Raw genomic sequence first — 13425 nt, 5'->3', positions numbered from 1 at the left:
GTTAGCCCCCTTCTTGAATATATCGTTCCACTCGCTCAATACGACGTGGTTTACCTCTGATCACTAAGGTATCCTGAGCTTGCAACACAGTAGTAGGCTCTGGCTCTTCGGATTCAATCTCATGACGCTTTAAACTAACAACTTTGACTCGACGCGAAGTTAAATTAAGCGCTTCGATACTACGACCAACAGCATATGAATCATCGGTCAATAACACTGCGTGAGCAAACTCAATGCGATCCATTGCTTCAGGGCTCATATCGGTATGCTCCCCTTGAAAAAAACCATGCAAATGGCTGTAATGATTTTTTCGCTCTTTTTGTACCCGTTTAACAATACGAGAAAAAGGAACGCCTGTGAGTGACAATACCTGCGACACCAGCATTAAGCTCCCTTCTAAGCTCTCTGGTACCACTTGATTAGCACCAACTTCCTGCAGTTTATCCAAGTTATCATCATTTCTTGTTCTGACTAAAATAGGTACATCAGGTGCCAAAGAACGTACTTTTTGGATCACTTCTATGGATTGACTATCTTCGCCGAACGCAATAACAACCAGCTTAGCTTTATACAATTGTGCCGCTTCTAACAATTCTGTTTTACGCGATGAGCCAAATAACACATGTTCACCTGCTTCACGGGCTTTAGTTGTTCGCAATGGGTCTATATCGATGGCAACAAAAGGAATCGATTCTTGTTTTAAAAATCGACTGACTGTTTGGCCGATACGCCCAAAACCACAAATGATCACATGATCTTGCATCTCAGTCTGACTGGGCAAATCAGCTAGATCATGGGTGTCTTTTTCGGGTTCATTACTTAACCAGACGCCCCATTGACGCGCATGTTCCACCATAAATGGTGTGATCGCCATACTTAAGACACCAGCACCGAGTAATAAAGAGGCCTCTTCTAATGGCAACACATTCACCTGCGTTGCTAAAGCAATTAGTACAAAACCAAACTCTCCCATTTGGGCTAACATAATAGCCGATGCCCAGGCATCTTTGGGTTGCTCGCCTGCCCGCACCACTAAGTATTTAATGATCACTATTTTTATTAATAAAAAGCCAACTAATAATGTCAGTACGGTTAGCGGTGATGACACTAAAATGACAACGTCTAATTTCATCCCAACTGTGACAAAAAATAACCCTAATAAAATATCACGATATGGCCTAATATCGGCTTCGAGTTGGTGTTTGTACTGGCTTTCACCAAGCATCATTCCGGCTAAGAAAGCCCCTAATGCCATAGACAAACCAAACCATTGCGTCAGCGCAGCAGCCACTAAAGTCACTAATAAGGTAGTTAATACAAACAATTCATCGGTGCGCACTTGCGCCACAAGATTAAATAAACGAGGTAATAGCCACTTACCCGCAGATAACAATATGCCAACGACAAAGACCCCTTTTACTAACGCATAGATTAACGCTAATAGCATTGAGCTATCGGTTTGCTCAGCAAACATCGGGATAATAATTAATAAAGGAACAACAGCAACATCTTGAAAAAGCAGTACTGCGACGGCAATCTGCCCAGATTTTCGCTTCATTGCGCCACTTTCACTGAGCTGACGGATCACAATCGCGGTGGAAGACAAAGCAAGCACACCACCAATAACCAATGCACTGGCAAAACCTTGCCCTAAAAACATGGCTAACAGCATAAAAACAAGTAACGAAATACCCACTTGTAAGCTGCCAATCGCAACCACTAAATGACGCATTGCCATTAACTTCGGCAATGAAAATTCTAAGCCAAGAGTAAATAACAAAAATACAATACCGAGTTCGGCGAAATGTTCATAATCAACACTTTCATGTGTCAGTGCTAAACCATGCTCTCCCACTAACATACCTGCCACAAGATAAGCTAAAATTGCGGGTAAGTGAATGCGCCTAAATAACCAGACAATTAATACAGCACTGGTGAGTATTGCCAGTATTTCTAAATAGTGTGCCACTAAAAACCTTAATAAAATTAATGAGTAAAATTTACAAGTCTCAATTGAGTATATCGTAAAACACAGTTATTTTTTGACTATTTTTCAACGGCAATTTGTTGCCGACAATTTTATGACTTCATCAGCTAACTACTAACCGCTCACGCCAATAAAACCGCACACTTAAGCTATCTTATTGTTAAAAATACAATTTAAAATATAGGTATAAATATTGCTTAGTTAGGATGTACAATTTTACAGGTGGTGCTATGCAAACATTAAACTTAGTTGAAAATACGGCTATCGACTTTAATGCATTTAAAGTTATCGACACACAAGATCATCAAGAAACGTCTTGTCGATTAGCATTAATGGAACAACTTCAAACAAGTCTTGATGTCAATGTGCTACTTAATATCTTTGCGATGGAAGTAGCAAAGTATGTTGAATTTTCAGGATTATACTTCAAATCCGTTAATATTAGTGCAGCGGTTAGGGGCAGTAAATCTGCTAGAAAAGAACGTCGCTATGAATTAAAAATAAATCACCAATATATTGGCACCTTAACCTACGCGTTAAATTCTCCAATTAGTATCACTAACCATAAAATTATTAAAAAATTACACCAACTCTTGGTATATCCTTTAAATAATGCAATTAAATACCAACAAGCTATGCAACTGGCCATGCAAGATGCATTAACAGGGTTAAGTAACCGTCGCTATTTCGATCAACAAATAAAGCGGGCTATGCATCACGCCAATCGTCAACATACTAAAGTTGGCATAATCGTTTGTGATCTAAACAAGTTTAAAGAAGTGAATGACTGTTATGGGCACAGCGTGGGCGATCAAGTCTTGCTAAAATTTGCCAGAGCACTGGAGACAAGCGTACGAGATTCAGACAGTATTTTTCGATTTGGTGGTGATGAATTTGCCATTCTCGTTGAAGATGCCAGTGAAGACTCATTAAATATCATTGAAGCTCGAATTAACCATGCCGTTGGTCAATGTAGTTTATTAAGTAAATATGGTGTGGGGTTTTCTTTGGGGAAAACTTTTATGAATCGTGCAGATAACGAGCAAAGCTTTTTTGAGCGTGCCGATCAGCTACTGTATAAAAACAAACTACAACATCACAACACACTAAATATTGTCTAATTGCCCTAATGCGGCTTTGCGCTCATCTGGGGTAGCATCAACCAGTAAACGGCAAAACCTCACCGCTTGGGCAAACTTATCCTGCCCCAAGTGTTGCAACACTTTTTGGAAAAAATCTCGATGTAAACTAAAGGCCTTAACATAATGAGAAATAGCCTCATTAATCGTGGGGTAAGTGACACCATCAAAGCTAAACGATAGCGCAGTTTGCCATTGAAGCTCATCAATATTAGCCCCTGCAACCACCAGTGACCAACCTGAAAAGTTAACGCGCTGACGGGCTATTTCATACATCATCCAGCCACTTCGCATAAAGCCTTCAAAATTACCGCCAGCAAATTCACTGTTTTCAAGCTCTTGCTTTGTCCAATGAATGCCAATCGCTAAGTCTTTTTGATAAGTACGTAATAAAGATTGCTTAACCTCATTACGCACCAACCAAATCGATGTTCCTTTTGCTTTTCTGGCAAAGTTATAACACTCATGACAAGTCTTTAATGATAACGCGGGATGCAAACAATCAACAATGACATGATCAGCCCGCGGAAATTCAAAGACCTGTGAAGCAGGTTCACCACAAAACCAACAAAGATGCCGACAATCAAATGGCGTTTCAACTGGTTGATAATGGTAAGCCATTATTTACGTTTAGTTTTTTTACTTTTCGATTTCGCTTTCAATCCTTTTTTCGCTTTTCCTTTTATCGCCTTATTTTGTTGTTGTCTTTCAATGGCAATATTCTTATCACGATTAGCTTGATATCGGTTTTTCTTTTCAGTATCAACCTTAGCTTTCTGGCGCGTAAAAACTTCTTCCCTTTCATCAAACTCATAACCAGGCACTATAATACGTTCAAATTGGCGACCAATTAACTGTTCGATATTACCTAAAAATTTCTCATCTTTTGGGCTCACTAAGGAAATTGCTGTGCCTGATTTACCTGCCCGCCCTGTACGACCAATACGATGCACATAATCTTCGGCAAGAAAAGGTAAATGGAAATTCACCACATATGGCAACTCGTCAATGTCTAAGCCTCGAGCAGCAACATCAGTTGCAACCAATACCCTTACTTGACCATTTGCAAATTGCTCCAGCGCTTTATTTCTCGCGCCTTGCGACTTATCTCCATGACATAATGCAGCTTTAATACCATCAAGCTTCAGCTCTTTGGCAAGTATATTGGCACTCTCTTTAGTACCAGCAAACACCAACACTTGCTGCCAGTTATTAACACCTATGATCTCAGACAGTAATTCTCGCTTACGCGCTTCACTAACCCAATAGACAGCTTGTTTCACTTTGCCTGAAGTCGTATTCTGCTTAGCAACTTCTATCGTTTTTGGGGTGGTTAAAATCTGTTTGGCTAATGCTTTCACTTTATGGGAGAAGGTCGCTGAAAACATTAAAGTTTGATGTTGGTGCTTAATCGACGCAAGTACCCGCTCTACATCGGCTAGAAACCCCATATCCAGCATACGATCAGCTTCATCTAGCACTAAATATTTCACCTGAGATAAATCAACATGGCGCAACACCACATGCTCAAGTAGTCGTCCTGGCGTTGCCACTAAAATATCAACACCTTGTTTGAGCATTTTGGTTTGTCCAGGCATATTAACACCGCCGTAAATCACACCCGAAGTTAACGGTAAAAACTGACTATAAGCTTTCACGTTATCACTCACTTGCATTGCTAATTCACGCGTGGGCGTGAGAATTAACGCTTGCACGTGCTCTGCAGAACCTTTCTTCGCTAATTGATCGATAATAGGCAACGTAAAAGCAGCTGTTTTTCCTGTTCCCGTCTGCGCACTAGCCAACACATCGGCTCCACTGCGGATCAGGGGAATAGCCCGTTGCTGAATAGGCGTTAAATTTTTATAACCACAAGCTTTAACGGCTTTTAATAATTCTGCTGATAAACCAATTGAATCAACACTCACTGCAATACCTAATTTATACCAAGAGTTTAAAGCGCCGATTATACCAGTGTTCTAGCTAAGATGCATAAAGCTGTTATGGTTTAACCTGCGCTAACGAACTTATTGCCAAATTCCTTTAGTTAAATGAAGCTTACTATGTTCAGTTTTATCTGGCTGATAACAAGGTAATTTGTTAGCCGCACACTGCTGATGGTAGTCTTTGGTCACGCTCACCACTACTTTACTTAACAAAAATAACGCAACTACATTCACTATGGTCATCAGGCCTGTCGATAAATCTGCTAAGGCAATCACCTCAGGCAAACTAGCAGCAGAGCCAAAGACTAACATGGCTAAAAAACCAATACGCAAAAACCAATGACCAAGTAAATTATCCATATTGAGATATTTTAGGTTATTGTCTGCATAAGCAAAGTTGGCAACAATTGAAGTAAAAGCAAACAATAAAATAGCAAAAGTGATAAAATCTTGCCCCCAATCACCCACTTGATATGCCAGCGCTTGCTGCGTTAGCTGTATCCCTTGAAATTCGCCTGAAGCACCATCAAACAATAAGATCATAAATGCCGTACACGAACAGATAACAATAGTGTCAAAAAACACCGCTAACATTTGCATATAGCCCTGAGATGCAGGATGGGGTGGATAAGGTACTGCTGCCGCTGCCGCATTCGGAGCACTGCCCATACCGGCTTCATTTGAGTAAAGCCCACGTTTCACTCCTTGGACAATCGCAGCGCCAACTAAGCCACTTCCAGCTTCTTTTAAACCGAGTGCAGAGGCAAATATATCACTGATAATCGCGGGAATTTTATCAAGGTTGCCACCGATAACCCCAAGACAAATAATAAAGTAAGCCAAGCCCATAAATGGCACTGTCAGCTCAGCAAATCGCGCAATATTTTTCATACCGCCAAAAATCACCAATGCCGTCAGTATCGTTATCACTATGCCAGTAGTTAATGGTTCTATGCCATAAGAGCCATGAAAAGCATCGGTAATTGAATTTGCTTGCACCGAACTAAAAACAAAACCATAACCAAAAAATAAACATAATGAAAAAGTGATAGCCAATGCTTTGCTTTGCAAGCCTTTACTCATGTAATAAGCAGGGCCTCCACGGTAATTACCGTTTTGATCTTGTTCTTTGTAAACTTGCCCAAGAGTACTTTCAGCATAAGCAGTAGCCATACCTACTAGAGCAATTAGCCACATCCAGAAAACCGCACCAGCACCTCCTAATGAAATAGCCACCGCAACTCCCATAAGGTTTCCGGTTCCTACTCGTGCAGCTAAAGAAGTACATAATGCTTGAAAAGAAGAAATGCCGTGAGAATTCGCTTTCCTGCTCGACTTTAAAATGCGAAACATGTGAAAAAAATGGATAAATTGCAGTCCTTTCAGGCGAATGGTAAACCAAATACCACAGCCAGTAAGCAGATAAATTAAAATACTGCCCCACAAATAACCATTAATCGTACCAATCCAAAGTTCAATCACTGCATCATTTCCTCTTTTAATTTTAGCGACAGCATAGCAAACTCCCCCTAGAAAAGAAGCACTAATACAAACGCTTAAGGAAACGAAACTATCGTCAATGGTTCAAAATAACCAAGAACAAGGGTTGAAACTAATCGGTTTTACTTTTATTTATGCCATTATTAATGAAATGATTATCAGGTAAAAGTTCATCAACAGTTAACTGGCAAGCGTTGGGCGCAAATGTAATAAACAACCTTTGCCAATGAAGGTAAGTCCGTACGATGGCTCTTGATTATCCTGTTGGTTAAGCTGTTCAACAATGCCCTTTTCGATTAAAAAGTCTAATAATGCCGTAGAGATTTGCTGTTTTTTCATTTTCGCCGTCAGCTCTACTTTTGTCGCCATGCCTTTAAGTGAATAGATCGCTTCCATCAGTTTCGTTTCGCTATCTGAAAATGTTGGTAATGCGCCCATATACTCAGGAAACTGCTTATCCGTATATTTACCTGCAACGCGTTTATATGAAGCTTGCATGGCACTGATATCATCGTCTTTATTGTCGGTCAATTGATAAGAATGAAATACGCCCGCTTCTTTTAATAAGTAATCCACCTTAGCTAAAAAGATTGGTATACCGCACCCTTGTGCTACATGATAAAAGCCTGTTTTCCACTTTTGAGCCTTGCCACGTGTCCCTTCGGGGGTGAATAAAAAGAATACTTTTGCCGATTTATGGCGACTGACAAATTGTTTAATAACATCAACTTGCCCTTGTCCTTTAGAAGAGCGATCTATTGGCATCGCACCAAGCCACATCATTAAACGACCAATGACTGGCTTTTTACACCATGAGTCTTTGATGGAAAAGTAAATTTTAACGTCCTGAATAATGGCAGCCCCTAAGGCATAAACAAAATCCCAATTTGAAGTATGCGGCGCTGCTATAGCAACACCAGCCCCTTTCGGAGTCGTCTTAGTGACTTGCCACCCGGCAATTTTAAACCACAATATGAAAATAGATTTAAGAAAGTATTTCGCAATAATGCCATCAAAAATAGTGGTATCGCGAATAGTTAAAGGGTGCTTAGCCATAATTTTATACAGGTAGGATGAGTTAACAATATTTGGCTAATATAGCACATTTTGCCAAAAAGAAAGCGAGTAATTAACATTACTCGCTTTGGCTTGATCTCTATCAGAAAATGATAACGTTATAACGCTTTATAAATCTTCTCTACCGACTCTTTCGCGTCACCAAATAACATTTGAGTATTATCTTTAAAGAATAGTGGATTTTGCACACCCGCATAGCCTGTATTCATGGAGCGTTTAAATACCACCACTTGCTTAGCATTCCACACTTCGAGCACTGGCATACCCGCAATTGGACTAGTAGGATCTTCTGCCGCCGCGGGATTAACTGTGTCATTAGCCCCTATCACCAAGACGACATCTGTGTCAGCAAAATCCTCATTGATTTCATCCATACCCAGTACAATGTCATAAGGAACTTTAGCTTCAGCAAGTAATACATTCATATGACCCGGTAAGCGCCCTGCTACAGGATGAATAGCAAATCTGACCTTCACACCTTTATTAATTAACTCTTGCGTCATTTCATAGACTGGATACTGCGCTTGCGCCACCGCCATACCGTAACCTGGCGCGATAATAACTGATTTAGCTTCCGCTAAAATTTCCGCGACAACATCCGCTTGAGTTTCAACATGCTCACCATAATCAGTGTCATTGTCCACAACGACATCCGTACCAAAGCCTCCGGCAATGACACTAATAAAGGAGCGGTTCATCGCTTTACACATAATATATGACAAGATAGCACCTGAAGAACCAACTAAAGCGCCGGTGACTATCAATAAATCATTATTGAGCATAAACCCTGCAGCGGCGGCGGCCCAACCAGAATATGAATTAAGCATCGAAACCACCACCGGCATATCAGCGCCGCCAATAGAAGCCACTAGATGCCAACCAAAGACTAAAGCAATGGCTGTCATAATATATAACGCACTATCATAGCCGCCTTGTTGAACAAAGCTCACCATTAAAAGCAAACTAACCACACCCGCAGCAAGGTTCATTTTGTGTCGATGAGGAAGCATCAATGCCGAAGTATTGATAATGCCGCGTAGCTTAGCAAATGCCACCACAGACCCAGTAAAGGTAACCGCTCCAATAAATACCCCTAGAAACACTTCAACAAGATGAATATTAACAGCCATCTGCTGCTCTGCCGTTAATACGATACTAGTACCATGATCCATTTCAAAATAACTATTAAACCCCACCAATACCGCAGCTAAACCTACAAAACTATGCAGGATAGCCACTAGCTCAGGCATCTCTGTCATTTCTACTTTTTTCGCTAAACGCAAACCTATTAATGCCCCTATCACCATAGTAATAATGATCACTGCAATGTTAGATACTCGCGGATCAGCGATAGTTGCAATAAGCGCAATTGCCATACCGACAATACCATACCAGTTACCCGTTTCAGCCGTTTCTTGTTTGCTTAGCCCAGATAAACTAAAAATAAATAATAATGCTGAGATAATATAAGCAGCACTGATCAAACCGTGTGAAAATTCCATGACGTGCCCCTATTTTCTAAACATTTTTAACATACGTTTAGTGACGTAAAAGCCACCAACGATATTGATTGTCGCAATGAGCACCGCAATACCCGCAAGCACTTGAATAAGTAAACTATCTTGCCCAACTTGTAGTAATGCACCAACCACAATAATGCCTGAAATAGCATTGGTGACACTCATTAACGGCGTATGTAGAGAATGACTGACATTCCACACCACGTTATAACCAATGACACAAGCTAAAACGAATACGGTAAAGTGTGAAAGAAAATCTGCGGGCGCCACGCTAGCCACCCAAGCAAACAAGGCAGCCCCTGCCGCCATGAAAATATGCTTTTTACTTTCACTTTTTACGGCTGTGGCCTCTTCTGCTTTTTCAGTTTTCACTTGCGCTGGCTTTTGTGTAACCGGCGCTGCACTCACTTGAATAGGTGGTGGTGGGAAAGTAATTTCACCTTGATGAACAACCGTCATATTACGCTGAACTTGATCCTCAAAATCAATATAAACTTCACCGTCTTTTTCTTTGCATAACAATTTCATCAAATTGACTAAGTTATTGGCGTACAGGCTTGAAGATTGATTAGGTAAACGAGAAACAAGATCGGTATAACCAATCACTTTTACCCCGTTAACATCCACAACCTTACCCGCTTCGGTAAGCTCACAGTTTCCGCCACCGCCAGCGGCTAAATCAACAATGACACTACCGGTTTTCATGGCATTAACCATTTCTTCGGTGATTAATTTCGGTGCAGGTTTGCCCGGGATCATCGCTGTGGTAATAATGATATCAACGTCTTTGGCTTGCTCTAAAAACAGCGCCATCTCAGCATCGATAAAGGCTTGGCTCATTTCTTTTGCATAACCATCACCCGAGCCAGTATCCTCTTCTTCATAATCAAGTTCGAGAAATTCAGCTCCCATACTTTCAATTTGTTCTTTTACTTCAGGACGGGTATCAAAAGCACGAACAATAGCGCCTAAGCTACCTGCTGTACCAATCGCAGCTAAGCCTGCGACACCTGCTCCAATGATCATCACCTTAGCTGGTGGTAAATTACCCGCAGCCGTTATTTGCCCAGTTAAAAAACGGCCAAAAGCATTAGTTGCTTCAATCACGGCACGATAACCGGCAATATTTGCCATTGAACTTAAGGCATCTAATGATTGTGAGCGAGTCATACGTGGCACCATTTCCATCGCCAAGGTATTAATAGACTTACTCTTTAATAATTCAAGCAACTCAGGAGACTGTGCTGGCGCAATAAAACTAATCAGCGTGCTACCATCTTTTAGCTGTTCAGCTTCTGCAAGTGTAGGTGCGTTTACTTTAAAAACAATATCACTGGTTAAACATTTTTTCTTGGTAACAATTTCAGCACCCGCTTCCTGATATTCTTGATCAGTAAAGCTTGATTTAACCCCAGCACCTTTTTGGATTTGCACACTAAAGCCAAGCTTTAGCAATGCCTTGACTGCGTTAGGCGAAGTAGCAACACGGTTTTCTCCCCGTTGAGACTCCTTAGGTATTCCTATAATCATACATCACCTTGTCTTTTTTATTATGTGTACATTGTTTTACCACTTATAGCGCAATAATCAAACAGCAGTTAGCTAAAATAATATGATTTAAATCATAGCAATATGAATATTCATTATAAGTAAAGTAAATACTCAAAAGTCACAGTCATCTCTGCAATTGTGATTAGTTCATAGTTTTCCTATACTTTGATATCGTAAAATACGCTTAAAACACCTTAGCCAAAATAAAGGTGAGGACATGATACAAAAGAGAACCTTCACACCAATCAAACAAAACTTAGTTTACTTGATATGTGGTACTCTCTTGGTTTTGCTCATACCACTGACTGCGATGCAATTTTCCAGTGAAGTAAAATGGAGCCCATGGGATTTTCTTGTAATGGCATTATTATGTGTAACGATGGGCGGTTTATTTATAGTTGCTAGCCACAAGTTTCCAAACAATAAATTATTCTCAGCGTTACTAACCTTGTGTGTATTTATCTATATTTGGGCTGAACTATCTGTTGGTGTTTTTACGTCTATTGGTCATTAATCAATAATTTCATCATTGCAAACACATCATTTTACTCATACTTTTCAATATGATGAATATCAAGCGAGTTTAAACTATACTAGAAGTTAATTAACGAAATAAACATTTTACCACTAGGCTAACCAATGAGTATCCGTTTTCGATTAACTGCATTAATGCTCACCTTATTTATCTCAGCAACATTAAATGTGGCTTTTACCTTTTGGCTTGAACAGTTAGGTGAAGAAAAGCTTAAATGGGTACATCACACCCATAATGTGCTGATGAATGCTAAAAGCTTGCTCAGCCACTTAAAAGATGCGGAAACAGGCCAGCGCGGCTATTTACTTACCGAAGATACTGCGTACCTTCAACCATATCATCAGGGACATATCGCTTCACTTAATACCTTATCCTTACTTAAAAAATTAACTAAAGACAACCCTGAACAACAAGCCGTACTCAGTGAAGTTACCACAAAGATGGACGAAAAGTTTAACGAGTTAGCACACACAATTTCTGCTGTAGAATCAGGTGAAAAAGCGCAGGCTTATCAACTGGTAAACGAGGATCATGGCAAGCAATTAATGGATGATATTCGCGCGTATATGGCAACATTTTCCAGTAAAGAAAACCTGCTTTTAGAACAAAGAAAAGGCAGTTATCGAGAGAACAGAGCTAAAATTACCACACTCATTTATGTGGAGCTGGCTATCTTAATCTGCTTAGCATTTGTTACTTACCTGTTTTTGCAAAACAGCTTATTTACGCCCTTAAAATTACTGGTGAAAAGCGCTGAGAAAGTCGAACATGGACAAAAAGTTGAAGCCGGCGATATCGTTGGCAGAGACGAAATGGGCAATCTGTTATCAGCTTTTTATGAGATGAGTCAAAAAGTCACTGAAAGGGAGCAAATATTAGATCACAAAGCGAACCATGACGGTTTAACAGGGTTACGCAACCGTTTAACTGTTAATCAAGAGCTTAATTATGCCATTTCACAATCTCAACTAGATGGTGATAAAAGCGCAGTCTTATTTATAGATCTGAACTCATTTAAGCCAATTAACGATTCCTTAGGCCATGATTTTGGAGATCTAATTTTAAAAGAGACTGCAACAAAGTTACTCGCTTCTACCCGTTCTAGCGACATTGTTTTTCGTTTAGGAGGGGATGAGTTTTTAGTGATATTGAAAAACATTAACGACATCGCTAATGTCATCGCCATAATTCATAAAATCCAGAATGAATTTGCTCTACCGACGGAAATCAAAGGCAAACAAATGGAAATTTCAATTAGCATTGGCGTATCAATTACCCCTGACGACACCACCACATGTACAGAGTTGATCGAGTATGCTGATCTGGCCATGTATGAAGCGAAAAAGGATCCAACTGTCACTTATAAGCTTTTTAACAATAGTATGTTGTCAGCATCAGACGAACCATTAACTAAAGAGAATAGCCATTAATTCCAAGCCACTTAATATCAATAGATAAAGATCGCTTTGCATCATGTTTTTTAACCGATAAAATCTATGCTCAGCTTGCATTTTCTAATATTAACTAATAATAATCATCCATTAAACAAGCTGTTATAATCAGCGTTGTTTACTTTTACATATCACACATCAAATAAGAAAAATCATGGTAAAAGGAAGTTGCCTGTGTGGCGCTATTGAATATCAAGTCGCACTTATCGAAGATAAAATATTTAACTGTCATTGTCAGTTTTGTCGAAAAGCACACGGTGCCGATTATGTCACTTTGGCATTAGCCGATAATCAATCACTTAACTTAAAAGATGAAGGTAATCATTTAACCGAACATATTAATGCTATCGGTGGCTATCGTGCTTTTTGCGGGAAATGTGGCACACGATTAATGAACTATGCCCCCGACAAAAACTTGTATTTAAGCGTTACCTTATCGACTATCGACAGCCCCATCAATTTACATCCAGCGGCTAACGTCAACACAGAATCAAAAGCAAGCTGGTGTGAACTAAGCGATAACATTCCTAATTTTAAAAGCTTGCCTGATGGTATAATCTAGGGCGTGTTGATCTTTCAAGTTTGTTTTTGCTGCAGTTCGTTGGAAATTTATACAAGGCAGTGCTTTTGATATTTGGTTGTTCCACATGATAAAGCACTAAAGATTTTGTGCTCCTGCAAAATCACCTTACCCCACATCCATGTGGGGCAACATAGTA

11 protein-coding genes are annotated in these 13425 nt (G+C 39.9%); 4 read left to right on the top strand and 7 right to left on the bottom strand.

All coding sequences use genetic code 11. The features are described 5' to 3' along the window. Position 1: 1 nt before the first annotated feature. A complete protein-coding gene (locus IV514_RS05770; RefSeq protein ID WP_206483945.1) occupies positions 2-1969 on the bottom strand; it encodes a monovalent cation:proton antiporter family protein in 1968 nt (655 codons plus the stop codon). Positions 1970-2217: 248 nt separating this feature from the next. Between IV514_RS05770 and IV514_RS05765 the strand changes: the two genes are divergently transcribed. Further along, positions 2218-3108: a GGDEF domain-containing protein gene (locus tag IV514_RS05765; protein ID WP_206483944.1), complete on the top strand. Its 891-nt coding sequence runs from the start codon at positions 2218-2220 to the stop codon at positions 3106-3108. Here the strand turns inward: IV514_RS05765 and IV514_RS05760 are convergent. The 6 genes from IV514_RS05760 to IV514_RS05735 all read right to left on the bottom strand — a co-directional run bounded on the left by IV514_RS05760 (position 3094) and on the right by IV514_RS05735 (position 10699). Next, positions 3094-3747, bottom strand: a complete 654-nt coding sequence (locus IV514_RS05760) for a hypothetical protein (RefSeq protein ID WP_206483943.1) — start codon at positions 3745-3747, stop codon at positions 3094-3096. The genes IV514_RS05765 and IV514_RS05760 overlap by 15 nt on opposite strands. After that, the gene (locus IV514_RS05755; RefSeq protein WP_206483942.1) at positions 3747-5054 is read right to left on the bottom strand and encodes a DEAD/DEAH box helicase; all 1308 of its coding nucleotides are present in this window, start codon (positions 5052-5054) and stop codon (positions 3747-3749) included. Before IV514_RS05755 ends, IV514_RS05760 begins: the two co-directional genes overlap by 1 nt. A gap of 99 nt (positions 5055-5153) precedes the next feature. Next, entirely contained in the window at positions 5154-6554 is a 1401-nt protein-coding gene (locus tag IV514_RS05750; protein ID WP_346776898.1) for an alanine/glycine:cation symporter family protein, read from the bottom strand. 198 nt (positions 6555-6752) lie between these two features. Continuing rightward, positions 6753-7628: a 1-acyl-sn-glycerol-3-phosphate acyltransferase gene (locus tag IV514_RS05745; protein WP_206483941.1), complete on the bottom strand. Its 876-nt coding sequence runs from the start codon at positions 7626-7628 to the stop codon at positions 6753-6755. Between the two features lie 119 nt (positions 7629-7747). Continuing rightward, positions 7748-9151 carry a Re/Si-specific NAD(P)(+) transhydrogenase subunit beta gene (gene pntB, locus IV514_RS05740; protein ID WP_206483940.1) on the bottom strand — a complete coding sequence of 468 codons (1404 nt, stop codon included), beginning with the start codon at positions 9149-9151 and terminating at the stop codon, positions 7748-7750. A gap of 9 nt (positions 9152-9160) precedes the next feature. Continuing rightward, positions 9161-10699, bottom strand: coding sequence for a Re/Si-specific NAD(P)(+) transhydrogenase subunit alpha (locus IV514_RS05735; RefSeq protein ID WP_206483939.1), 1539 nt, complete (start codon positions 10697-10699; stop codon positions 9161-9163). Positions 10700-10937: 238 nt separating this feature from the next. Between IV514_RS05735 and IV514_RS05730 the strand changes: the two genes are divergently transcribed. The 3 genes from IV514_RS05730 (at position 10938) to IV514_RS05720 (ending at position 13268) form a co-directional block, all read left to right on the top strand. Beyond that, entirely contained in the window at positions 10938-11234 is a 297-nt protein-coding gene (locus IV514_RS05730) for a hypothetical protein (protein WP_206483938.1), read from the top strand. 125 nt (positions 11235-11359) lie between these two features. Then, on the top strand, positions 11360-12685 hold the full coding sequence (locus tag IV514_RS05725; protein WP_206483937.1) for a diguanylate cyclase: 1326 nt from the start codon (positions 11360-11362) through the stop codon (positions 12683-12685). 175 nt (positions 12686-12860) lie between these two features. Then, positions 12861-13268 (top strand): GFA family protein, encoded by a 408-nt coding sequence (locus IV514_RS05720; RefSeq protein ID WP_206483936.1) that lies wholly within the window; start codon positions 12861-12863, stop codon positions 13266-13268. The last annotated feature ends 157 nt before the right edge of the window (positions 13269-13425 follow it).

The sequence above is a fragment of the Thalassotalea sp. G2M2-11 genome, from assembly GCF_017168195.1.
Classification (GTDB): domain Bacteria; phylum Pseudomonadota; class Gammaproteobacteria; order Enterobacterales; family Alteromonadaceae; genus Thalassotalea_E.
The sequence above is the reverse complement of the archived record's forward strand: the minus strand, read 5'-3'. Positions and strand labels throughout refer to the sequence as shown.

Excerpts from the sequence above, each read along its gene's own strand:
- pntB (WP_206483940.1), bottom strand. The coding sequence starts at position 9,151 with ATGGAATTTTCACACGGTTTGATCAGTGCTGCTTATATTATCTCAGCA.
- IV514_RS05765 (WP_206483944.1), top strand. The coding sequence starts at position 2,218 with ATGCAAACATTAAACTTAGTTGAAAATACGGCTATCGACTTTAATGCA.
- IV514_RS05745 (WP_206483941.1), bottom strand. The coding sequence starts at position 7,628 with ATGGCTAAGCACCCTTTAACTATTCGCGATACCACTATTTTTGATGGC.
- IV514_RS05720 (WP_206483936.1), top strand. The coding sequence starts at position 12,861 with ATGGTAAAAGGAAGTTGCCTGTGTGGCGCTATTGAATATCAAGTCGCA.
- IV514_RS05735 (WP_206483939.1), bottom strand. The coding sequence starts at position 10,699 with ATGATTATAGGAATACCTAAGGAGTCTCAACGGGGAGAAAACCGTGTT.
- IV514_RS05730 (WP_206483938.1), top strand. The coding sequence starts at position 10,938 with ATGATACAAAAGAGAACCTTCACACCAATCAAACAAAACTTAGTTTAC.
- IV514_RS05760 (WP_206483943.1), bottom strand. The coding sequence starts at position 3,747 with ATGGCTTACCATTATCAACCAGTTGAAACGCCATTTGATTGTCGGCAT.
- IV514_RS05725 (WP_206483937.1), top strand. The coding sequence starts at position 11,360 with ATGAGTATCCGTTTTCGATTAACTGCATTAATGCTCACCTTATTTATC.